The organism is Exiguobacterium sp. s123 (assembly GCF_018617075.1).
GTDB lineage: Bacteria > Bacillota > Bacilli > Exiguobacteriales > Exiguobacteriaceae > Exiguobacterium > Exiguobacterium profundum.
The window spans coordinates 613,525-636,915 of record NZ_JACSJL010000001.1 but is presented as its reverse complement, the minus strand read 5'-3'; the positions used below and the strand labels follow the sequence as shown (position 1 = coordinate 636,915).

The following is a 23,391-nucleotide window of genomic DNA, read 5'->3' as shown; positions in this document are numbered from 1 at the left end:
CCTTTTAGAGACGCGACCGCTTGGTGAAAGGTTGCGAGGGATGGACGCGGAAGTCGCCTCGGAGCTGACTTTCTGAATGGAGTAGGAAAGTTCGGTCCATCGACCGTTATTCGATTTTGAGGGCGCCATTTTTTGGCGAACTAAGGTGGTACCGCGGAAGATCACGGCTTCTTTCGTCCTTAGCGTATAGGACGAGAGAAGCCGTTTTTGTGTTCACCAATAAGATAGAGGAGGCGCTACACATGGCCCATGAGACAAATGAAATCACCATGCCGACGAAGTACGACCCAAGTGCGACGGAGTCAAAATGGTACGACTACTGGTTAGAGAACGATGTATTTAAAGCAGACGAGGACGATTCGAAACAACCTTACACGATTGTCATCCCACCACCGAACGTTACCGGGAAACTTCACCTCGGTCACGCCTGGGATACGACGCTCCAAGATTTATTGACACGCCTCAAGCGTATGCAAGGCTATGACGTGCTCTGGCTCCCAGGGATGGACCACGCCGGGATTGCGACACAAGCGAAAGTCGAGCAAAAGCTCCGTGAAGAAGGCGTCATGCGTTACGACCTCGGACGTGAGAAGTTCCTCGAAAAGACGTGGGAATGGAAAGACGAGTATGCGAAGACGATTCGCGACCAATGGTCAAAACTTGGTCTCGGTCTCGACTACTCGCGTGAACGCTTCACACTCGACGAAGGGCTCTCAAAAGCCGTTCAAGAAGTATTCGTCCGTCTTTATGAAAAAGGCTTGATCTATCGTGGCGAATATATCGTCAACTGGGACCCGGCTCAAAAGACGGCCGTTTCAGATATCGAGGTCATTTATCAAGAAGTCGAGGGTGCATTCTATCACATGAAATACCCACTCGCTGACGGTTCAGGTCATATCGAAATCGCAACGACACGTCCCGAAACGATGCTCGGTGATACGGCGGTTGCCGTGAACCCGAAAGATGAGCGTTACACACACCTCATCGGCAAGACGATCATGCTTCCAGTCATGAACCGTGAAATCCCGATCGTTGCCGACGACTATGTCGACATGGAGTTCGGTACAGGTTGCGTGAAGATCACGCCAGCACACGACCCGAACGACTTTGAAATCGGAAACCGCCACGAGCTTCCACGCATCCTCGTCATGGATGAAGGCGGGAAGATGAACGAGAATGCTGGCAAGTACGAAGGGCTCGACCGCTTCGAATGCCGCAAGCAACTCGTCAAAGACCTTGAGGCGGACGGCACACTCGTGAAGATTGAGCCGCACACGCACTCGGTCGGTCACTCAGAGCGTTCAGGCGCAGTCATCGAGCCTTACCTTTCGAAACAATGGTTTGTTGATATGGAGCCACTCGCAAAAGCGGCACTCGAGGCACAAGGAAACGACGACACGAAAGTCAACTTCGTCCCAGAACGCTTCGAAGGCACGTACCTCCGTTGGATGGAGAACATCCGCGACTGGTGTATCAGCCGTCAACTTTGGTGGGGCCACCGCATCCCGGCTTGGTACCATAACGAGACAGGAGAAGTGTATGTAGGGAAAGAAGCGCCAGCGGACAGTGAGAACTGGACACAAGACGAAGACGTCCTCGACACATGGTTCTCGTCAGCACTCTGGCCGTTCTCAACGATGGGCTGGCCGGATACGGACGCACCGGACTTCAACCGTTACTTCCCGACGAGCGCGCTCGTCACGGGATACGACATCATCTTCTTCTGGGTATCGCGTATGATTTTCCAATCACTCGAGTTCACAGGGAAGCAACCGTTCAACGATGTCCTCATCCACGGTCTCATCCGTGACTCGGAAGGACGCAAGATGTCGAAATCTCTCGGTAACGGCGTTGACCCGATGGAAGTCATCGACCAATACGGAGCGGATTCACTCCGTTGGTTCCTCCTCACAGGTTCGACACCAGGGAACGACCTTCGTTTCTATTGGGAGAAGATCGAGTCGACATGGAACTTTGCGAACAAGATTTGGAACGCAAGTCGTTTCGCACTCATGAACATGGATGGTCTTAAAGTCGAAGACATCGACCTCACAGGTGAGAAGACGCTTGCTGACAAGTGGATCTTGACGCGCTTGAACGACACAATCGACCAAGTGACACGCCTCGTCGACAAGTACGAGTTCGGTGAAGCCGGTCGTTACTTGTACAACTTCATTTGGGAAGAGTTCTGTAACTGGTACATCGAGATGGCGAAACTCACGTTGTACGGTGAGGACGAAGCAGCGAAGCACACGACCCGTTCGGTCCTCGCACATACGCTCGATTCGATCATGCGTCTCATGCATCCGTTCATGCCGTTCCTTACAGAAGAAATTTGGCAACACTTGCCGCACGAAGGCGATTCAATCGTTCGTGCAAGCTACCCGACGCGTCGTGACGACCTTCACTTCGCCGATTCGGTTCCAGCGTTTGAAGCTGTGATGAACGTCATCCGCTCGGTTCGTAACATCCGTGCCGAAGTGAACGCACCGATGTCTAAACCGATTCAGCTCTTCATCTCGACGAGCGACGATGCGACACAAGGTTACTTGAGCGCGAATGAAATGACGATCGGCAAGTTCACGAATGCGACAGAGCTTGAAATCGGACGTGGCCTCACGGCTCCGGACAAGTCGATGTCCGCGATCATGACGGGAGCGGAGCTCTTCATCCCGCTCGCAGACCTCATCAACTTCGAAGAAGAAATCGCCCGTCTTGAAAAAGAAGTGGCGAAGTATGAAAAAGAAGTCGAGCGCGTGCAGAAGAAACTCGGAAACCAAGGTTTCATCGCCAAGGCACCGGCTCACGTCATCGACGAAGAGAAAGCAAAAGAAAAAGACTACCTCGACAAGCGTGACGCGGTCCGCGCCCGTTTGGAAGAGTTGCGTAAGTAAGACACACCTTCTTTGGAGATTGATTCTCTGAAGAAGGTTTTTTTGTGTTTTGGTAGAATTTGAAGAGATAGACGTAGAAAAGGGGATATGAGATGAGACGAATCGGAATAGTATGTGTTCTTATGTTGGGACTGGCTGGATGTACACCGTCAGAAGAGACGAAGGCTGTGGAGAAGGCGGGTGTGGAAGAGGTAGAACAGGAGGGAGTGATCGATGAATCGCAATTCCCCGACGTAGACGTGACGGGGACGACGATTGCCGAAGTACAACCAGGCACGGAACGGGTCTCAGACGCGGTCGTGGAACAAATCACCCTTCAATATGAAGATGGCTCGACAAGACACTTGTCGAAGGATCACATTATAACGGAGACGATGGTCGGGGGGATCGGTTTAGTTGCGATGACCGTCCCTGACCGTGAGAACCCGTTTGGCGTATTCATTCATGATGAAAGAAATGGATGGGCGCAGCGTGGCATGCAACGTTTTGGGATTCCGGAGACATCATCAGCGTTCGCTCACGGATTAGATCTTCCTAATAAAGAGATGGAGGCCATCAGCGCTGATTATTCAGGTAGCGATTGGCCGGTGAAGCTTTGGACGTTATATGATGAGACACGCCTCATCAGTATCATTGCGACGGATTCTTTCACTGAAGTAGAAGGGGAGATGTCGGAACAGCCAGAACCGTATGTATTGGAGCAATCATACGGGAACGGTTTATACTATTTAACCCAAGGCAAACTGATTATCGTGACAGGAAATATCTCGGAAGAAGAGTTGTTGGCACTCGCTGATTCGTTACCGGAGCCTTCGTCTGTATCGTTTCCTTTTCGGGATTCAGAATAATATTAAGACCCGAGCGTCAAGAGCGACGTTCGGGTCGTTTGTTGAAAAGCCACAAGGCGATGACTCCAATCGTCAATAGCATTGAAATCTAAGTGTAGAGCGGGGTCGTAAAACCGATTCGAAACAGGTGGACGATATATGTAAAATATAGAACTCCAACCACTGACGAAAGTATGTTATAGAAGAATTTCATACCTCGTCTTCCTCACTCCAAAACGGCAATCGACCTGTTGACATATAGTGAGAAGACGTGAAGAGCGTACTGATTGCCACACCGGTCAAATGTGGCTAAATTGGTTGACCGACTAAAGTTAGATAAAGATACCCTAAAGGTGAAGCGCCTCAATAAAAATATAAGGCTGAGGTATCGGAATATCAAACAGTGGGATCGAAAACCACGTCTCAGAAAGTAAACCTCAAATAAACGGGTAGCTAAGAACTCGGTCAATATAGGATCAAGCACTGTTCGTGTTTCAAACCTTACAAAAAATAAATTATCAGCGTTAGTGACGATGGGCAAAGCAGATTCAGCAGATGCGATCATTTCAACGATGATTGACGAGTATCTTGAATTACTCTCTTCAAATGAAAGGAAAGAATACGAGATGATTCGAGATGTTTTGATGATGAAGCAAAAGAAATAGAAAGAGTGAGCAATGTGTATTTTGACATTGCTCACTCTTTCTATTATTTTTAAAAAAAAGTAAATTTACGTTGAAATAATATTGTCTATTAATCCTTTTTTTGGTACATTGTCCTTTGTTGGATAATATTAAATATCTTTAGGGAGAACGTTTTGAAAAAATCATTTCTAGGCAAAGTATCATTGGTTACAGCTGTAGTATTCGTTTTAAGCTCAATCCCAACACAGGATAGCAAAGCACAAGAGCAAGAAAATCAATTTACATTAGATAATGTCTTGGTTTCTACTTCTGCACTCCATTCATTCGAAGAAGTAGAGCTGAGTGAAGAAGTTTTATCAGATGATTTTGATTTAGAAGAGGCTGTAGAAAATATTCCATCTGTTGATGAAATGAGTCCAGAGCAAAGACAGTTGTTTGATGCTTTAATAGAAGAACAAATTACTATATATGGATTTGATAACATGGAGGAAGATAAGGCCTTTGCTGAAGTATTAACTGACTTCTTTGATAAGAGTTCTGGCATTTACAATGACTTACCTGTAGCCCAAGAACAATTAGAAGAAAATATTGAGGAAATTCAGAATGAAGAGGAAAAAGAGTTTGTAATAAAAGATACAATTATTGATGCATTTAGCACTCAAGAAGCAAACGCATTTCAAGCAAGAGTTAGTGTTAAATTTGCAGCAGCTACTTTTAATACGCTCTTTGGTATAGCTGTGGGAGGGGTAGCTGGAGGCGTATCCCAATTTATTATCAAGAAGGGAAAAAAAGAAGCACAACGAATATTTACTAAAACAGTGGTAAGTAGGTTGAAAGCTTGGGGAGCACCGAAATTAGCAGTCGCGGTAGGAGCAGGGTCAGCATGGGCGATGAACTATATGGATTTAGGTACTGGATTAGCTAAGTGGATTGATGCTAGAGATAGTAAGCCTAAAAATGACTATATTGAATTGAAATAATATTAAAGGAATGGTAGTTAGTGAAAACGTTTGTTAAATATTTAGTTATTATCGTCTTATCAATAGTGTTGTTATATATATATAATGAAATCGTGCCGAAAAACTTACTTACTTTTATTTTAGGTCTCCCAATCTTTATAGGAATTATCGTTTGGATTGGGAGTCTTTTTGACAAAAATAAAAAAGAGGAATAATTAGAATCAAGTGCACCAAAAACTATTTATCAACTTTTAAAAAATTCTGACACATCATGAATTTCTCCTCATTAAGTAGATAGAGCAATAAATAAAAATTAGACTAAACGGCTTGAGTCCTGTATTTAACAGAACTTAAGTCGTTTAGTTGTTTCTAGAGACGATCTGTTTGTATATGTAAGTCGTGATGGCTGGTGTGGGTTCGTTACAAACCTGGAACTAAAGCACATAGTATATTGCGAATTTCAGGGTACCTCAAAACCGACGATCTTTATAGGTCCTCGAACCAGCTCCTGTACATAGCCCAGCAATTGCTGGGGTCATCGTCCGGAAGACGAACCCAGTGTGTTGGATTCTCAGAAGCCGTAGGCGACAATCGAATCGTCATACTCTCACCAAGATACCAGGTCCATATTAGAACTCCATGACGTAAATACACCATTTCTCATTCAGTCGTGAGAGGCTAAATTCTCGGTTTATCAGGTTCTTGGTCAGTGCTACGGGAACGACTTTTTGTAACACTTTCGCTTCTGATGGATGACTGAAGAAATCTCAAGGAACCATATGAAACGATAGATACGCTTCTTATTGAATGCGTTAGTCCATATTGGTATCGTCCTATGGTTGACTGTCATGATAATTCGTCGATAGTCGTAGGTTCTGTTCACCTGTGCAATCTCACAAAGGATCGCGATCAAGATTGTGTTGCTTGTCGACAACCTCTCGTTGATCAGTTCCTATTCTTGCTTCGTCCTTGCTGAATGTTCAGAGCCACATTGATCTAACTAAGTAATTTTTTGAAAACGGTACATAAGTATACAAATCTACATGTATACATTGCTCCTTATGAGCTTAAACCCGAAAAAAGCTGTTGTTAAAGCGGTTTCTTTTATGAAAAACATAGGATTATGAAGATCTTTACAGTAAGAAAAACGGCATGAAAAATCTGGTAACCTGGCCGTTATCAGATTCCAATCATCTAACTTAGTAGTCAGACTATGTATTTAACAACTCTTCATCTTAAACCAGCTATTATGAATCGATTTGCAGAAACAGAGAAACCCGAACGTCGAGAGTGACGCTCGGGTCTTTATCAAAAATTTATTCTTCACTCGATGTCATCTTCCCGTTCAATCACTCTTTCGCATTGAATCGATCCACTACTGTAAATCGTTCACAGACAATGTTCATATTTGGTGCAAACGACAATTGATACGAATAAAGTAACTCACTAAAGAATCGCTCATGGATGTCCCACCATTCGATGTATGTTCCTTCACCTTCGGCTAATGCAAACGCTTCGGATACCTCATTCATCGCCTGAATCGTAACTTCAGTCGTTTGAATGATGGCAACTGGTCGATCCGCTGCATTGAGAACGATTGCGTACTGCCCGACGTAAGGGAGTGGTTCATTCTCAATCTCATAAAGTATATGTGTGGAACATGTTGCGGTTTTCTTTCCAGAGACGACCAGTTCGGCTAGCGTATTGGCATCATCTCCGAATTGAAACGCTTCGACATCAGTCGGCGGATGCTCTTCACTATCTTTCCAATATTGATTCCAATAAGCGAGTGTCATTTCATTCATCATGATCATTTCCTTTCGAATTAAGAGCACTCCATATTACGTAAGAAATAAAAAGAAGTTTCAAAAAACCATCTCGCAAAAGCGAGATGGTTCACGTGCCACAAAACGTTTGATACGGATACGTCCGCGGTGGACCTGCTGATACGTACTCAGACGGTTGATTGTAGTTATAGGGGTCAAGCAAAATCGTGAGTAGCGCCTCGGTCGGGCCGAAGTCGCCTCGTTCTGCTGCTTGAATCGCTTTTTCGACATGATGATTTCGAGGAATGACGGCCGGGTTGTATTGGCGCATGATTCGACTGACGTCCTCGTCCGGGAGACCTTGTTCGCTTAGGCGTTTTCGCCAAGCGTCAATCCACGCCTTCCCGTCTTCCCGAGTTGCGAATGGGAGCGATTCAATCTCACCGAGCGTCAACGAGCGGAACGTATTCGTATAATCTGCCTCCGTCTCTACCATCAACCGAAGCAGTTCATCCGTTAGCGCATCGTCACCGTCTTTTCGGACGAATAGGCCAATCTTATGCGCGAGTCCGGTAAAGTATGCTTCTTTATACAACTCGGTATAACGGGTGAGTTGTTTGTTCGCCACATCAACCGCTTCTTCTTTCGTTTCGCCAAGGAGCGGCAGCAATGTCTCTGCGAGTCGGGCGAGGTTCCAAGACCCGATATATGGTTGATTCGCATAAGCGTAACGTCCGTCTCGGTCAATCGAACTGAAGACCGTCTCCGGATGATACGTGTCCATGAACGCGCATGGTCCGTAATCGAGACCTTCTCCGCTGATGAACATATTGTCCGTATTCATCACCCCATGAATGAACCCGACGAGTTGCCAGTTGGCAATCAGTCTCGCCTGTCTTTCGACGACGCGTCCGAGGAACTGTTCATAGCGATTCGGTACATCGATCAAGTCTGGGTCGTGTCGTTTGATGGCTACTTCAGTAAGAGCGATGACGTCATCGATGGAACCGGCGCCTGCTGCGAATTGAAATGTTCCGACACGAAGATGACTCGAGGCGACCCGAGTCAGGATCGCTCCATGCTTTGGACCTTGACGCATGATGGCTTCCCCTGTCTGAACGACGGCGAGCGCCCGGTTCGTCGGGATGCCGAGAGCGTGCATCGCCTCGCTGATGATGAACTCGCGTACCATCGGCCCGAGTGCGGCACGTCCGTCACCCCCTCTAGAATATTCTGTCGGTCCAGAACCCTTCAGTTGCACATCGACACGTTTCCCGTTCGGAGTCACATGTTCTCCGAGCATGAGGGCGCGTCCGTCCCCGAGCATCGTCAAGTTGCCGAATTGGTGTCCGGCATAAGCTTGAGAGAAAGACGTCTCGGTTTGACGATTGCCGGCAAGTAAGGCGATGTCTTGTTTGAGTGTTTGCGCATCAAGGCCGAGCGAAGCGGCTAATGAATCGTTAAACAAGACGAGTGTCGGGTTGTCGACCGGATGGATCGGTCCACGGTCGTAAAAGATGTCACGTAGTTCGAGGTACGTCGCCTCGAAGTTCCAGTCAGTTGTCATGGCGCATGCCTCCTTCTTCGCTTCGAGTATAGCACAGACTGTTTTCCATAACGGCTGTCGTGAATTTTGATAAGATGAAACAGAAGTGTAAACAGTAGGAGTGTGGAAGATGAAGACGAGACAAGATGTATTCGATTGGTTGAGTGGACAGCTTCGCTTCGGGATCAAACCGGGTCTTGAGCGGATGAACTGGATGATTGAGCAGTTAGGGTTAGAAGAACGCCCATCCATCCATGTGGCCGGGACGAACGGAAAAGGATCGACCGTCGCGTTTTTACGGGCGATGGCGATGGAGAACGGCTTATCCGTCGGCACATTCACGTCCCCTTATATCATTCAGTTTGAGGAGCGGATCATGTTGAACGGGGAACCAATTCCTGAAGACGCGCTCGTCGACATGGCGAACCGTGTCAAAGCCTGTGCGGACGATGCTCCAGAGACGCTGACGGAGTTTGAGCTCTTGACGATGATGGCATGGTGCTATTTTGATGACACACGTCCAGACTTGATCATTTGGGAAGTCGGTCTCGGGGGTCGCCTCGATTCGACGAACGTATTGAAGCAGCCACTCGCGACCATTGTCACGTCAATTGGACATGACCATCAAGGCATTCTCGGCGATACGCTTGAAGAGATTGCACAAGAGAAATACGGCATCATGAAACGTGGCGTGCCGATGTTCCATAGTATCGGTGAGGAACGATTGGTTGAGTTGTTGCATCAAAAAGGGGACGACGTAGGTGCTTCCATTCATGATGTTCGTCCACTCGTGAAAAAAATTGTGGACGGGGCAGAGACCGTCGTGACTTATAAGAATATGCCATCTGTCGTGCTCGGATTGACAGGACATCATCAAGCGTATAACGGGGCGTGTGCCGTGGCGGTGGCGCGTCACCTCGGTTGGCGCGATGACGCCATCCAAAAAGGGCTCGAGCGAGCACAACATCCGGGGCGGTATGAGCTCGTCTCCAAACGACCGCGTATCATTTTAGACGGGGCACATAATCCGGAAGGCATCGAGGCCTTGGTTTTACAAGCCAAATATGAGACAGACGTGACAGTGTTGACGGCGATTTTAGAAGATAAAGACCGTGACAAGATGATTCACCCGCTTCAAGAAATTGGAGACGTTTACGAAACGACATTTGACTTTCCGCGTGCTAGAACGAAAGCACAACTAGAGAAAGATGGGGCGCGCTTTGTCGAATGGAAAGCATGGCTACAGAATTGGGTCGAGTCGCCGACAAGTGAGACGTTGATTGTGACCGGGTCTCTTTATTTCATCAGTGAAGTGAGACGTTTCCTAAGCTAAAACATTTACCTGATGTCAAAGAAATAGATGTATATTTTTTCAAGTGGGTGGGATAATTAGTAGTGAAGACTAAGAATAGGGAGGACTATTCATTGCGTAAACTTATGCATGTGGCCATAATCTTCATTTTACTATTTTCGTTCGTCCCTCAAAGCAAGTTTGTAGAGGCGCAAGAATTACCGAAATATAAAGTTTTGTATTTAAGAGATGCGTATACAGCAAGCAATGTATTGACTCAAAAGGCTTTAGATACAGCGATTGAATCATATAAAAAGACACTCGTAAGTGATTTAACTAGCTTGAACAAGCTTGAGATTGACTTTATGACGGTCAAACAATTCAACGCAACTCGTTTCCCAATGGATGGAGCTTACGATGCGATTGTATTCGGAAGTAGCCCGCTTGAAAAGAAGTATCAAGAAGCACTTGATTACGTGAATACAATTAAATCGACATCAAATCGAAGTGCAGAGCATGATACCACAAAAATTTTAAATGATTTAACGGATTTAAAGTTAGGTGAAATTACTGATTTTTATGTGAAAACAGGATTACCGGTATATCTTCATAAAGATGTGACACTTGGTAGTAAAAACGTGAAACAATTATCTACACTGAAAGAGTTCACGAACGTGAAGCAATTCGCTACTGATCAGGCGCTCATTTCTGAATTGGTAAAACAACAGAGTATTCGCCCATTGTTGGCAAATGTCAATGTCACGTATAATCAAAAACCAATTGAGAACGGAACGGTAGAAGTCAAAAACAATGACCGTAAACCGTTCCAGTTTACCTATCAGTTCGTAGGCACACCGACAGCGAGTACAATCGTCGAATTGTATATCGATTTCGACCATAACGACCGTTTTGATCCGGAAGATAAGGTGACGGAGGTCATCGGTTCATCTGCGACACAATTAGAATTCTTATTGTCACAGCCTACGTATACAGGACCGAAGAACTGGATGATTGTCGCCAAGGATACCGTCACAGGTCTTGCTGACTATAAAAAGGGAACGTTCCTTTATATCGATCGAAAAGTAGAGGCGAATATTCTACAGTTGACCGCCGGGACAGGTACAAAAGGACAAATCATCAAAGACTTACCACACATGTTGCAAGACGATAAAGGACAGTACAAATTCACTTTGAACAACGGAACGACGAGTGAATTTCAACAAGGGAAATTTGATTCGAAATTGAATGCGAACGAATACGATATGTTGATTTTTGGCTTCCAGGATTCGTATAACGGGCAAGGCAGTATGAATGTCGCCGCGACGTCAAAAGTCAAGGAGTTTGCAGAAACGGGTCAGGGTGTCATGCTGACGCATGACACGATTTTTAGATCTGGTGGAGGCAACTCGGCCACTTCTGAATGGGAACGTCAATTTGTCAATGCGAATTATTTAAAAAACATTTCAGGGCAACGAATTTTCACGAACATAGGTTATGCCGCACCGCAACCGACGAGCGTGATTGAAAAGGTACAGGACGGAATTTTTACTTCTTATCCATATGTGTTGGATGGTGCGCCAAAAACTATTGCCACAACGCACAACCAATACTTCACGCTTGATTTGAATGACCCTGATGTAACACCTTGGTATAACTTATCTTCTGATAAAAATAGTCCAAACCGTTCTTACGGGGATGCGAATAATCATTATTACACGTATACAAAAAATAACTTCACCTATTCTGGTGCAGGGCACACAAATAAGTTTGACAAACCAGACGAGCAAAAAATCTTTGTCAATACGATGTATCGTGCATTCATCGGCTCAAACCATAAGCCGTACAACATTCTAGAGTCTGTTGCGGATGAGACGGAATCGTTTAACAAAGACGACATCACAGCCGGGAAAGTGAAAGTGTCATCGGGACAAGACGTGAAAGTGTTATGGCGACCTGGCGACTATGACTTCCGTGATAAGGAATTGACATCTGTCGTGACGTATAACGGTGTGTCAAAAACGTATAAAGGTGTACGAAACTATGATGTGCAGGAACTTGTGATTCCGAAAGACCAAGTCGTTGCCAATCGACCAATCGACGTCACAATCACGACGACGGATTCTCGAGGGGCGAGCGTCACAGACCGATTCGTCATTAACGTAAAAAAAGCAGCGGATACGAGTAAGTTGGTCAACGTAACTCGATCGATTGATTCCTCTACGATTGCCTTGTACGAGACAGGGACGATTAAATATAACGTCCAATATCCTCAGTCGTTTGATTCGTTAAGTAATCAAAAAGACGGAGAGAATATCCGAATCAACGAAACGTTGTTCAAAGAAACACTGCCTGACCAGTTTGAAGTGGTATCGATCACATTGCCGAACGGTGACGTGGTGCGTCCGAGTGATTCGAAGAAGATTGATTTGGTCTTAAATCCAAATCTGTTCTACGAGTACAAAGTTGAACAAAACAAACTTATACGTGGAAATACCAGTCTTCAATTTGATGTGACGGTTCGAGCGACCACCCCATCGGCTTCATTGGTCAAATGGGCGAAAGAACAAAATGAACTTGTATCAAAAATTGAGAAGTCTTCGAATCAAGAATGGGAAAGGCACAGCGACTTATCCAACCGTTTTTCGGACTTGTTGATTGGAATTGGCGCGCCATTTGCAAAGAGCGCATCGATTCCAAATGTCACGTTGCAGGTCGGCGCTCAACAAACTATTGTTCCGACTATCAAAGATCAATCAGGCGAAACCTTTACGAATCCGAAGTGGAGCACGTTGCAATGGGAAATACTTGAACCAAGAGGTGTTGCCTCGATTACAACAAGCGGGACAAACGCCACAATCCGTGCCTTAAGTCCTGGTGAGAAAAAGATTCGCTTAACGATCGACCCAGGGAACAACCGACCGTTGATCATTGCCGAATCAACACTACGGGTCGTCAGCCCGGCCGAGTCAATCGAGATCGGAGATCAATCTCTATATGTCGGACAAAAAACAGTTGTCTCCCCGAAAATATTACCGACCACAGCTCAGTTTGAATCGATTAAAATTGAAAAGTTGAATGGGAATAGTGTGCGGTATCACTTGACAGATCGAGGGCTTGAACTTGAAGGGCTGCAACCTGGGGAGACGACACTAAAAGCAACAGTCGTACCCGGTTCGATTTTCAGTGGACTCCAAGTTCAGTCACCGTCGACTACTTTCAAAGTCAGCGTGTTGTCACCGAAACTCGTCCAATCTCCGACCCAGCTGGACTTATGGGTATGGAATACAGACGAAGTTGATGAAGATGGGGTAGCGAAACGAGTCAACGAGACCGCATTCATCCAAGTCGACATCGAACCGCGTGTTACTGAACCGTTCCGATTGATTGGAGATGTGCCTTCCGCATTGACCGTCACTGAACAGGACGGAGGGTTCTCCCTCCGAGCGAATGAAGGTTACGGAAAAGATGGTGTAGCAGCACCAATCACTCTTCAATCTGAATTTGTGAATACACTATTGAATGGCGTTCGTTCAAATGCGAGTGTCATCCGTGTCAATGAGTATCCGACGCAAATCATGGCAAAAGATATGACGATTCAAGTTGATGACTCCAGCGCCCTAATCCCAGACCTCGGCTTTTGGCCGACGACAGCGACGTGGAGAGACTATCGAATGGAAGTCGTGTCGGGTAGAGAATTTGTCCGAATCGACGCCGGCGGGCAGCAAATCGTCGCAATTAAGCCGGGTGTCGCAAAAATTGAAGTATATACGACATTGCCTCAAGGTAAAACGTTTGATGCGGTAAAAGATACTTTCTATGTTCGAGTGATTCAAACAAATTCAACAGGGCAAGACAATGATCGTTACTGAGTGATGAGAGTGTGGTTTTGATATGAAACGAAAACAAATCATTCTCCTACTGATTGTAGGATTGATTGTGACAAGTATGGGTTGGCTCTTCCTTCAACTTCGAGCCGACCAAGACTTGTCGACGTTGTCTGGTGCATCATTGGTGGATGAGTTGACAAGCCGTACGGAAGTGACATCGGAAGAATTGAACGATTTTCAACAACGTGGTGAATGGGAAGCCGTCATCTATTCATTGACGCATGATTTAGTCGAACCAACGATTGAACAATTGGACTTTGCTCTTTCAGAAGGAACGCCAGATGTGCTAGAAGCATATCTGCAATCAGATATAGATCCATTCCAGTCGATTGACAATGTACCGGTCCTCGCCTCTTTATTTAATGGAAATGAGGATCCCGCGTATTGGAAAGTCGTCGTAGCGCAATTAAAGGACGAGCGATTGTTGACGTATGCGGTGGAAGGGTTGAACTACGAAGCAACCGAACTGTTGCTCAATGAAGGCTATACGATTCAAGATGCCAAATCGGTGTTATTGCAGCCTGTTCGTCACAATCAAGTCGAGTTGACGCAGCTGCTTCTTGATAACGGCGCGCAATGGACGAAGGAAATGGAACAAACGGCCAAAGACTACAACTCGGACCTCATTCTAAAGATGGGGAACTAAATAAATCGGCTTCTTCTCAATCAGAGAGGAAGCCGATTTTTTTAGTTCATTTCAATTGAACGGGATGACTGACGAAGAATTGAAGTTGATTCGTGACAGGGAGTGTTTCCAATTGATTGAACACGGAATCGTTATACGTCAGTTTCAATCGAGACTTTTCGGCCTCGTGAGCTGGAACTTGACGGTCGAAGTTCTCAGCTGGACTTAAGCCGTTGCCCCCAGTAAATTCCCCTCTAAAGACGTTCACTTCGAGTGGTCCCTTACTATACAGACCTCCGTTGACTTCGAGAATGGATCCGACCGCATACACATAGGTCGGTTCGTTCGAGTCACTATACATGAATGCCTGGAGCGTCGTCGGTGTGTCGTCAAACTCGTTGATTCGGTTTAACAGGATCTTTCCTTTAGATAACAGAATGAGCGAGTTCCCTTTGTCTGCATCAATCGGAAGAATATTGGCTCGGTCGATGAACGTATCGCCGAGCGTATAGACCGTCGAACTGAAGGAGATGTTCCCTTTAATGGTCAAGTCACCACGTACGATCAGGGGCCGTGCAATCGTCAGCTTCTCAAGGGATTCAATGACGACGTCCCCGTCGAAAAGGAGCGGGGCATTCGACTCGGTGATGGATTCCGTGACATACATGGCACGGTCGGAAATGGCATCCGGTAATGTCACGATGGTCGGGTCGGTGAGTGCGTTATAAGCATCCGCCCGTAAGTACGAAGTCGGGCGTTCGATAATCGAGGTCCCATCTTCCGATAAAACCCTTTCGAGTTCGAATACTTGATCGGTCGAGCGAATCAGACCTTCTCCAAAGATTTTTGAGTCGACGTTATTGGTGTAGGCGAGCGGTGTGTCGAGTCGTCGATTTAAAAATTCGATGATTGAGTAGTCGTATTGGAATGGAGAAAAGCGACTCGGGGACACCCCGGCGTCCGCCTTTTCGCCAGCTTGTTCCGTACCTACTGTAAAGTAGTTCTCTTGCTGGCAACTCAAGCAATCGCTCAATTCGACTAAATCGATTCGGCCATTCAAGTGAAGGCGACTGGAATCGACATTTTCAATTTGCTTCGCCACACCATCCAATTGGAAGTTCGCTTGGCGCATGAAAGCGAGGGGACCACCTGAATAGATATTTCCTTGAATCGTCGGCATGCCGTTTACGTCTAACTGTTGGTCGGACCCGAGGACGTAGTATAAAAAGGAAGGGAGAGCCGTCAAATATAAATCTTGTGTGTATTCAACGGTAAGCTCCGGTTGTTCCGGATTCACTTGTCGCGATGCCGTAACGTTCACTTGGAGAATCGTCGTGAACGGTGCCGTTTGAATCGTCGTATCCATCGCATCTTTCTTCAAATCAATGGAATAGCGGACCTCGCTGTCTGTCGTCAAATCCGTAAACGGCTCGTCACTGACAAGTAGCGATTGTACTGCAGTTTGAAATGCCACTTCCGACTCCATATGGGTCGGGACTTCCGCTTCTCCATGGAGCGGGAACTGGGTCCGAACCTCATCGGCGATGAGGCGAAGTGCGCTTTTCGCATCTTCATTCAGTTGAGTATCTTCTGTACGGATAACGGTCAATTTATTCGTCGCCAAGTTGACTTGCATGGCCGCAAGTGACAGAACAGCGAGGGCTGCCATCGTCACGAGAACAAGCACGAGAACATATCCGTCTTCACGTTTTCGCATCAGGATGCCTCCTTTCTTAGAATGGGATGGAGCTTTCAAATGTCGTAACAGAATCGGGATCGTTCGACTGAGTCAAATCCATCTCGATTTCGATGAGTCCACCGGTCATGTAAGTCGGGCGTCTCGGATCGAACACGGGATCTTTTAACTGGATGGTCATCCGTTCGACTGTGATTTGTGGATTAGAAGGCGTAAACGAATCCTCTGAGAGAACCAAGTCGGTCGGGACGTATCCCGCCTCCCGGTAAATCATTCCGGCTTCCGATATGTCTGGAGCGGACAATCGATAAAATTGAAACGAGCCGTCCACTTCCGTCACGGCGTCGAATTCGGTCCGGTTCACGTCAGAGAGCACGGAGGCAATCAAATAGTCGGCCTCGCTTCGAAGGTCACTCGTCTCGTTCGTCATTTGAAAACCGAGCGTTCCAGTGATAAAGGCCGTAATGATGACGCCACTTAAAATCGAAGCGACGACGACTGTGACGAGCAACTCGACGAGCGTGAAGCCGTCTTCACGTTTCTCCATCTCAGTCAGTTGTCGGGACAGCCGTTTCAGGGAACGGTTCGCGCAATGTCGCATTCGAAATGACTCCTTTCAAGGTGACGGGCGTTTGCAAACGGTCGGTCGTCACCGAAATTTCAACTTCAATGGTATGTCCGGGTGCAGTGGACAGCATTTGAATGGTTGCGATATACGTATCCCCATGGATTCGGGTATCTTCGCAGAAGTCGCACGTCGAGCTGATCCCGTCCCGATTCAACAATTGACGCAGTTCGAGCGGTTCATCAACGGACGCGGCCCGTCGATTTAAAGTATGTAACGTGTTTTGCGCGACTTGGTTCGCAATCGTTTGATTGAGGCTGTCGTGTGTCGTCTTCAAACTTTGGCTGAAAATCGAAAGTAAAGAAAATGAGACAATGGAAAGAACAACGATGGAGACGAGCACTTCGACGAGCGTAAAACCTTTTTCGGCATGCGACAAGACATTGACCTCCTATTCAAAAAAAGTAAAACAATCGGAAAATAACGTATGCAATACTGAATTAAATGTTATTTTTTGTACAATACATATTATACTAAAGTTATACGCTGAACGGATATATAGAATAGAAGTCGGATTAGACACGGGGGGATTTTACATGAAGCGGTATGGGATGCATCTTTTCATTTTGATTGGACTCGTCGTACTCGTGACATTACCGACGATCGGACTCGTCAATTATTTAGACGCGTCCGCTGAGTCGAGTGCTACATATAAAAAAGACACGACGGTCGCGGGTGTCGACGTATCAGGGATGACGAAAGAAGAAGCGAACGTTCGTCTCGATAATGCGATTAAAGACTTTAATACGGCACCCTTTTCAATCAATTTGATGGATGGGACGGTCATGGAGGTTGGCAAAGAGGTCGTGACGTTCGATGTATCGAATACGTTAGACTCCATCAAAGATACAGGTGCCTATCCTCTATTGACATCTGTAGATGAAACGAAAGTCGAGCCTTATCTCGAAGGTCAGCCTGTGACGTTGACGATGATTGCCCCGGCGTTGATGGATGCCGCATCAATGTTGGAGTCATCTGTGACATTAGAGCAAGTCGCGGCGGAAAGCGAGGTCGTCGCCTCGTTCACCGTGAGCCCGACACCAGCCATGCAGTCAGCACTTGATCGAATGAACGGATTCGAGATGGCGGCGGGCGACATCTTCAGTCTTAAATCGTTCGGAGAAGATTACGAGGCGCTCACGACACTCGGGTCTTCGTTCTACCGCATGTTTGCGGCGACACCGTTCGCCATTCTTGAACGTGTGCCGCATGAAACACTTCCTTCCGGGGTGGAACTGGGCTATGACACGAAAGTCGATGAGCGTTCAAACTTTGCTGTTCAAAACCGAGAAGACACATCGTACGCCATCCTCGTCTTGAATGAAGGGGGTTCTGTGACGGTCCAATTGCTCGGGCAACCGTTTGACGCCGCTTTCGAGGCGAGAGTGGAAGAAGTGAAGACGGTACCGCATCAAAAAGTCGTCCGTTTCTCATCATCGCTCCCATCTGGCAGTTCATCGGTCACCCAGTCAGGTCAAGATGGACAGTCAGGTAAGCTCTACCGGGTCACAGTGACTGAAGAAGGAGAGACGATGGAATTACTCGGGTTTGATTTTTATGCCCCAACACCGGAAATCGTGACGAAGAGTTCCGTGCCGCTTCCGCCACCAGATCCGGTCGAACCGGTCATTCCGACATTCCCGGATGAGGACGAGGAAGAAGAAGACCCGTTCTCGAATGATTCGAACGACGACCCGTTTGAGGCAGAACCGCCAGTATTAGAAGAAGAACCTGCAGAAGAGGAGGCAGTCGGATGATTGGCTATTTGATTTTACTCGGCTTTTGGGTACTCGCCACATTGACGCTGTTCGCCTTATCCGTTCCGATGATGCGAAAACGTGAAACGAAACTTGTCATCAGTCTATGGACGGCACTCTTATCTAGCGGCGTCTACGTGATGGTAGAGGAATCACTCGTACAAACATGGTGGGCATGGTTGGTTCTCGTTGTATTGTTGATTGGAGGGGTGGCTGCGAGCGTCTTTGTCGAAGAACGGAATGACAAGGCCGAGCAGGAGGAGGCTCCTCAAAGGATGGTGAAGTAACGTGAGACGAACGAAACGAAGATTAGGTGAGATGCTGATCGAGGCTGCGCTTATTACGACGAATCAGCTCGATGAAGCGCTTGAACAGAAGCGTCCCGGAGAAAAACTAGGGGACGCCTTAATTCGACTAAACCATATTACCGAGACACAGTTGATTCAAATGATTCACGAACAGTTGCATGTGCCGATCATTGAGTTGTACTCCTATGACATCAATGTGACGGTCACGAAGCTCGTACCGAAAGCATTGGCACAAAAGCACGATATCATGCCATTTGAATTGAACGGGAATACGCTTCATGTCGCAACAGCCGACCCACTCGATCTCATTGCCATCGATGACGTCCGTCTTCAGACCGGGATGAACATCGAAATCGGCATCGCGACGAGAGAACAGATTCGAAAGACGATCAGTCGATACTATGAGATGGACCATTCGCTCGTCGAAATTTTGAAAGAGGATGCCCCGGAGATCGAGCGACAGGAAACAATCAGTCGAGACGATGCACCGATTATTCGACTCGTGAACCAGTTGTTCTTAAGTGCCATCGACCAACGCGCTTCGGACATCCATTTCGATCCGCATGAGAAACAGCTCCACGTCCGTTTTCGGATTGATGGGGACTTGCGTACCGAGACGGTCTATCCGAAGAAGATTCAAAGCGTCATGCTGACGCGTCTCAAAGTCATGAGTAACCTCGACATCACAGAAAGTCGCCTACCACAAGATGGGCGAATCAAGTACACATTGCGCAATCGCGCCTATGATTTCCGCGTCTCGACGCTCCCGACGATGTATGGAGAGAAAATCGTTATTCGGGTCCTCGACTCATCTCAAGGACTGACCGATTTGACGAAACTCGGATTCGGCGAGCGAAACGAACAGGCGTACCGTGACATGCTGAAACGTCCGAACGGAATTATCTTGATCACCGGTCCGACCGGTTCAGGGAAGTCGTCGACATTGTACGCTTCGTTGAAAGAACTGAATGATGAGACGAAAAACATCATTACGGTAGAAGACCCAGTCGAGTATCAACTTGACGGCATCAACCAGGTTCAGGTCAACTCGAAAGTCGGCTTGACGTTCGCGTCAGGGCTTCGTTCAATTTTACGTCAAGACCCGAACATCGTCATGGTCGGAGAGATTCGGGACACGGAGACGGCTGAGATTGCCATTCGTGCCTCGCTCACGGGTCACCTTGTTTTGTCAACGCTACATACGAATTCAGCGATCAGCTCCATCACCCGTCTCGTCGATATGGGGGTCGAGCCGTTCCTTGTCGCCGCTTCGACGACGGGACTTGTGGCACAACGACTCGTCCGTCGCGTCTGTCGTGACTGTGGTCAAGTCGAACCGGTATCGAAGAGCGAACGTAGCCTGTTCGACGCAGAGGGTGTACACATCGACCACATCGTTCGGGGAAAAGGATGCTCGTCATGCAACTTCACAGGGTATCGTGGGCGCCTCGCCATTCACGAAGTCGTCCCAATCGATGAAGGCTTGCGCCGGATGATCATGAACCAGGCGACCGAGTCTGAGATGGTCGATTATGCGAAGTCGCAAGGAGCGACATTCCTGCTTGCGGACGGGTTAGAAAAAGTCGCCGCCGGTCTGACGACGACAGAAGAAATATTACGAACGGTCATTACGGAGAATGCTTATGATTAATCAATCGATTGAAACCATCTTGACGAATGCGGTCGAGAAACGTGCCTCGGACATTCACCTGACAGCCGGTTCCCCACCGATTATTCGAGTAGATGGGAGTCTCATTACAATGGGCGAGGAGAAGGTATTACCGCACCATCTTGAAGGATATTTAAAAGAAATTATGACCGATGATATGCGCGAACGTCTCGAGCATGATCGGGATCTCGATTTCTCGTTCGGTGTCCCACGTGTTTCCCGTTTTCGGGTCAACGCCTACTATCAACGAGGCACGATTGCCATCGCATTCCGGTCCATTTCCGGGGAAATCCCGACGTTGAATGAACTCAATTTGCCGACTGTGTTGAAGCGTTTGATTGAAAAACCGCATGGTCTCATCTTGGTCACGGGTCCGACAGGGTCAGGGAAATCGACGACGCTTGCCGCGATGATTCATGAGATTAACCGCACGCAGCGAAAGCGGATCATCACGCTAGAAGATCCGATCGAGTATTTGCATTCCCATGATCAAAGTATCGTCGACCAACGGGAAATCGGCTCTGACGTGATGAAATTTGTGAGTGGTCTAAGGGCCGCCTTACGTCAAGACCCGGACGTCATTTTGCTTGGGGAGATGCGAGACTTAGAAACCATCTCGACGGCGATGACCGCCGCAGAGACAGGGCACCTCGTCATGGCAACGCTCCATACGTCGAGTGCGATGTCGACGGTGAGTCGAATCATCGACGCATTCCCAGCCGAGCAACAGGACCAAATCCGGACACAACTCGCCAACGTCCTGCTTGGCGTCGTGAGTCAACGGTTATTTCCACGGATTGATGTGCCGAAAGGACGCGTCGCCGCCATGGAAATCATGTTAGGGAATCCGGCAGTTGCCAACTTGATTCGAAATGAAAAAGAGTTCCAGTTGCCGACCGTCATCCAGACGAGTCGCCAGCACGGGATGCAGTCGATGGATGCTGCCATCGAACAACTTGTTCGGCAAGGGATCATCAATCCGAACGCCGTCCCGACAGAAGAGATGAGGTGATGAGTGATGGCGATATTTCAGTATGAAGGAAAGCTCCTGAACGGGAAGCGTAAGAAAGGTCGCATCACGGCTGTCTCGCTTCGGGAAGCGAAAGAAAAGTTGCGTCAAGAGTCGATTCTCGTAACGGACTTGGCCGAGCTCGAATCGACCGGACTGAACAAAGAGGTCAACTTGCTACCGGAACGGGTCAAAATCGAACACTTGATCATGTACGTCCGTCAGTTCGCGACGCTCATCCGGGCGGGTGTCCCGATTGTTCGTGCGACTTCAATCTTACGGGTACAGACCGAGTCGAACGTATTGAAGAAAGCATTGAGTCAAGTCGAGGATGATTTGAAGGAAGGGATTGCCTATTCTGAGGCGATTAAAAAACACCCACGCGTCTTTTCGAACTTCTTTAGTTCGATGGCACTTGCCGGGGAGACGAGTGGGAATTTGGAGGAGGCGCTCGATCAAATCGGGCTCCAACTCCAAAAACAATATGACGTGAAGCGGAAGGTCATTTCTGCCCTCACGTATCCGTTGGTCGTCTCCATTGTCGCCATCGGCGTAGTCGCCTTTTTGATGGTGAACGTCGTTCCGACATTCGCGAGCATCTTTGGTCAACTCGGTGGCGAGCTTCCGCTCATCACACGAATTGTTGTCGCAGTCTCCGATTTCATCGCGGCCTTTTGGTGGCTGTTACTTGGACTCGCGATTCTCGGAGTTCTCACCTTCACCTGGATGTTGAAGCGGGACCGGGAACGGTTCGTCATTGATGGCTTGCTATTGAAGATGCCGATTTTCGGAACGATTGTGATGAAGTCTCAGATTGCCTTGTTGACGCGAAGTTTAGCAGTCCTCCTACAGGCAGCCGTCCCGATTTTGACGGCGATTGAAATCACCGAGCGAATCGTATCGAACCGTGTCATCCGGAAAGGGTTGACTGAAGCGCGCGAAATGATGGCGCAAGGTGTACCACTTCACGAACCGCTCATGCGAAATGCGAATTTCCCGGCGCTCATGACACAGATGATCGCCGTCGGGGAAGAGAGTGGAGATTTGGATTCGATGTTGAACGAAGTCGCTGAGTTTTATGAGACAGAGGTCGAGACGACAACCGACCGCTTGAAGTCGATTATTGAGCCGCTTCTCATCGTCGTATTGGCAAGCGTCGTCGGGGTCATCGTCATCTCGATTGTCGTCCCGATGTTCCAAATCTATGGTGATATTCAGAATCAGTAAAGGAATATGCAAGCTTTTGAAAATATACCTTTTCAATACTATATTTAGAAGGTATAGTAAAATTGTTCTACTTTTATATTAGGTCTTAAGTAATTTATCTAGTTTAATCACAGCACATTACACAAAAGGGGAGAATGAATCATGGTAGAGAAGTTGAAAATGATTTGGCAAGATGCCAAACAGTTAAAAGATGAGCGTGGACTTACACTCGTCGAGTTACTCGTCGTCGTCGTTATTTTAGGGATTATCGCAGCCATCGCAGTCGTTGCGATTGGTGGGATCATCGAGAACTCGAAGAAGGATGCAATGGTTTCTGATGCTAAGCAGATGGTCAGTGCGGCGAAGTTGTATGTTGCTTCGAATGAAGTCGGTAACGGAGCGGTAATTCGATTCGTTGGAGACGTAGGAACGGGTGAACTCAACGCTAAAAATATGATTGATACGATGAAAGACCCGTTTGGATCGGATTATACAAATGGTGTTGTATACGTAATCAAAGATTCAAACAACAAGTATTCATATAAAGTATGGCTTGATGGAGCCAAAGATATCGGAACTGCAGCTACGGATGCAGGCACGGTTGCAAGTAGTGGATTGAAGAAAGACTCAGTTAACTAATGTTTGTTTATGCCGGCTGGCGCTGGGCACTCGCTCAGCCTAG

At 47.3% G+C, this 23,391-nt stretch carries 18 protein-coding genes and 1 other annotated feature (1 of these 19 only partly in view); of the genes, 13 read left to right on the top strand and 5 right to left on the bottom strand.

Annotated elements, in window-relative coordinates; genetic code table 11:
- Positions 1-184: a binding site (T-box leader), on the top strand; it begins 38 nt to the left of the window's first position.
- Positions 185-242: 58 nt separating this feature from the next.
- From KNO72_RS03295 to KNO72_RS03280, 4 genes are all read left to right on the top strand, one after another.
- Complete coding sequence (locus KNO72_RS03295) at positions 243-2,894, top strand: valine--tRNA ligase (protein WP_214734014.1); 2,652 nt, start codon at positions 243-245, stop codon at positions 2,892-2,894.
- Positions 2,895-2,986: 92 nt separating this feature from the next.
- Positions 2,987-3,742, top strand: a complete 756-nt coding sequence (locus KNO72_RS03290; RefSeq protein ID WP_078146540.1) for a hypothetical protein — start codon at positions 2,987-2,989, stop codon at positions 3,740-3,742.
- Between the two features lie 449 nt (positions 3,743-4,191).
- A complete protein-coding gene (locus KNO72_RS15870; RefSeq protein ID WP_168169889.1) occupies positions 4,192-4,386 on the top strand; it encodes a DUF5388 domain-containing protein in 195 nt (64 codons plus the stop codon).
- A gap of 152 nt (positions 4,387-4,538) precedes the next feature.
- Positions 4,539-5,345, top strand: a complete 807-nt coding sequence (locus KNO72_RS03280) for a hypothetical protein (protein WP_143404753.1) — start codon at positions 4,539-4,541, stop codon at positions 5,343-5,345.
- A gap of 1,328 nt (positions 5,346-6,673) precedes the next feature.
- On the opposite strand, the gene KNO72_RS03275 is transcribed toward KNO72_RS03280, so the two are convergent.
- On the bottom strand, positions 6,674-7,129 hold the full coding sequence (locus KNO72_RS03275; protein WP_214757214.1) for an ASCH domain-containing protein: 456 nt from the start codon (positions 7,127-7,129) through the stop codon (positions 6,674-6,676).
- A gap of 91 nt (positions 7,130-7,220) precedes the next feature.
- Positions 7,221-8,657, bottom strand: coding sequence for a protein adenylyltransferase SelO (locus KNO72_RS03270; RefSeq protein ID WP_214757212.1), 1,437 nt, complete (start codon positions 8,655-8,657; stop codon positions 7,221-7,223).
- 109 nt (positions 8,658-8,766) lie between these two features.
- Here KNO72_RS03270 and KNO72_RS03265 point away from each other — a divergent pair, with 109 nt between their 5' ends.
- The 3 genes from KNO72_RS03265 (at position 8,767) to KNO72_RS03255 (ending at position 14,460) form a co-directional block, all read left to right on the top strand.
- The gene (locus tag KNO72_RS03265; protein ID WP_214757210.1) at positions 8,767-9,969 is read left to right on the top strand and encodes a bifunctional folylpolyglutamate synthase/dihydrofolate synthase; all 1,203 of its coding nucleotides are present in this window, start codon (positions 8,767-8,769) and stop codon (positions 9,967-9,969) included.
- A 92-nt stretch (positions 9,970-10,061) separates the two neighbouring features.
- Positions 10,062-13,796, top strand: coding sequence for a DUF5057 domain-containing protein (locus KNO72_RS03260; RefSeq protein WP_214757208.1), 3,735 nt, complete (start codon positions 10,062-10,064; stop codon positions 13,794-13,796).
- Positions 13,797-13,818: 22 nt separating this feature from the next.
- Complete coding sequence (locus KNO72_RS03255) at positions 13,819-14,460, top strand: hypothetical protein (RefSeq protein ID WP_214757206.1); 642 nt, start codon at positions 13,819-13,821, stop codon at positions 14,458-14,460.
- A gap of 46 nt (positions 14,461-14,506) precedes the next feature.
- Here the strand turns inward: KNO72_RS03255 and KNO72_RS03250 are convergent, their stop codons facing one another.
- Genes KNO72_RS03250 through KNO72_RS03240 form a run of 3 tightly spaced genes read right to left on the bottom strand, consistent with a single transcriptional unit; the run spans position 14,507 to position 17,139 of the window.
- Positions 14,507-16,156 carry a hypothetical protein gene (locus tag KNO72_RS03250; protein ID WP_214757204.1) on the bottom strand — a complete coding sequence of 550 codons (1,650 nt, stop codon included), beginning with the start codon at positions 16,154-16,156 and terminating at the stop codon, positions 14,507-14,509.
- A gap of 16 nt (positions 16,157-16,172) precedes the next feature.
- Positions 16,173-16,736 (bottom strand): prepilin-type N-terminal cleavage/methylation domain-containing protein, encoded by a 564-nt coding sequence (locus tag KNO72_RS03245; RefSeq protein ID WP_230872789.1) that lies wholly within the window; start codon positions 16,734-16,736, stop codon positions 16,173-16,175.
- Entirely contained in the window at positions 16,684-17,139 is a 456-nt protein-coding gene (locus KNO72_RS03240) for a type IV pilus modification PilV family protein (RefSeq protein ID WP_078146547.1), read from the bottom strand. The genes KNO72_RS03245 and KNO72_RS03240 overlap by 53 nt, the downstream gene beginning before the upstream one ends.
- A gap of 157 nt (positions 17,140-17,296) precedes the next feature.
- Here KNO72_RS03240 and KNO72_RS03235 point away from each other — a divergent pair, with 157 nt between their 5' ends.
- From KNO72_RS03235 to KNO72_RS03210, 6 genes are all read left to right on the top strand, one after another.
- Complete coding sequence (locus KNO72_RS03235; protein ID WP_214757202.1) at positions 17,297-18,517, top strand: G5 domain-containing protein; 1,221 nt, start codon at positions 17,297-17,299, stop codon at positions 18,515-18,517.
- A complete protein-coding gene (locus KNO72_RS03230; RefSeq protein ID WP_078146549.1) occupies positions 18,514-18,804 on the top strand; it encodes a hypothetical protein in 291 nt (96 codons plus the stop codon). Before KNO72_RS03235 ends, KNO72_RS03230 begins: the two co-directional genes overlap by 4 nt.
- A gap of 1 nt (position 18,805) precedes the next feature.
- Positions 18,806-20,476: a GspE/PulE family protein gene (locus KNO72_RS03225; protein ID WP_143404754.1), complete on the top strand. Its 1,671-nt coding sequence runs from the start codon at positions 18,806-18,808 to the stop codon at positions 20,474-20,476.
- Positions 20,469-21,506: a type IV pilus twitching motility protein PilT gene (locus KNO72_RS03220; RefSeq protein ID WP_015881136.1), complete on the top strand. Its 1,038-nt coding sequence runs from the start codon at positions 20,469-20,471 to the stop codon at positions 21,504-21,506. The genes KNO72_RS03225 and KNO72_RS03220 overlap by 8 nt, the downstream gene beginning before the upstream one ends.
- A 6-nt stretch (positions 21,507-21,512) precedes the next feature.
- The gene (locus KNO72_RS03215; RefSeq protein WP_078146550.1) at positions 21,513-22,730 is read left to right on the top strand and encodes a type II secretion system F family protein; all 1,218 of its coding nucleotides are present in this window, start codon (positions 21,513-21,515) and stop codon (positions 22,728-22,730) included.
- Positions 22,731-22,871: 141 nt separating this feature from the next.
- On the top strand, positions 22,872-23,348 hold the full coding sequence (locus KNO72_RS03210) for a prepilin-type N-terminal cleavage/methylation domain-containing protein (RefSeq protein WP_214687813.1): 477 nt from the start codon (positions 22,872-22,874) through the stop codon (positions 23,346-23,348).
- Positions 23,349-23,391: the final 43 nt, after the last annotated feature.

Bases quoted from the DNA above. Each gene is read 5' to 3' on its own strand.
- KNO72_RS03265 (WP_214757210.1), top strand. From the start codon at position 8,767: ATGAAGACGAGACAAGATGTATTCGATTGGTTGAGTGGACAGCTTCGC.
- KNO72_RS03245 (WP_230872789.1), bottom strand. From the start codon at position 16,736: ATGCGACATTGCGCGAACCGTTCCCTGAAACGGCTGTCCCGACAACTG.
- KNO72_RS03235 (WP_214757202.1), top strand. From the start codon at position 17,297: ATGAAGCGGTATGGGATGCATCTTTTCATTTTGATTGGACTCGTCGTA.
- KNO72_RS03230 (WP_078146549.1), top strand. From the start codon at position 18,514: ATGATTGGCTATTTGATTTTACTCGGCTTTTGGGTACTCGCCACATTG.
- KNO72_RS03290 (WP_078146540.1), top strand. From the start codon at position 2,987: ATGAGACGAATCGGAATAGTATGTGTTCTTATGTTGGGACTGGCTGGA.
- KNO72_RS03250 (WP_214757204.1), bottom strand. From the start codon at position 16,156: ATGCGAAAACGTGAAGACGGATATGTTCTCGTGCTTGTTCTCGTGACG.
- KNO72_RS03255 (WP_214757206.1), top strand. From the start codon at position 13,819: ATGAAACGAAAACAAATCATTCTCCTACTGATTGTAGGATTGATTGTG.
- KNO72_RS03215 (WP_078146550.1), top strand. From the start codon at position 21,513: ATGGCGATATTTCAGTATGAAGGAAAGCTCCTGAACGGGAAGCGTAAG.
- KNO72_RS03210 (WP_214687813.1), top strand. From the start codon at position 22,872: ATGGTAGAGAAGTTGAAAATGATTTGGCAAGATGCCAAACAGTTAAAA.
- KNO72_RS03295 (WP_214734014.1), top strand. From the start codon at position 243: ATGGCCCATGAGACAAATGAAATCACCATGCCGACGAAGTACGACCCA.
- KNO72_RS03275 (WP_214757214.1), bottom strand. From the start codon at position 7,129: ATGAATGAAATGACACTCGCTTATTGGAATCAATATTGGAAAGATAGT.
- KNO72_RS03220 (WP_015881136.1), top strand. From the start codon at position 20,469: ATGATTAATCAATCGATTGAAACCATCTTGACGAATGCGGTCGAGAAA.
- KNO72_RS03270 (WP_214757212.1), bottom strand. From the start codon at position 8,657: ATGACAACTGACTGGAACTTCGAGGCGACGTACCTCGAACTACGTGAC.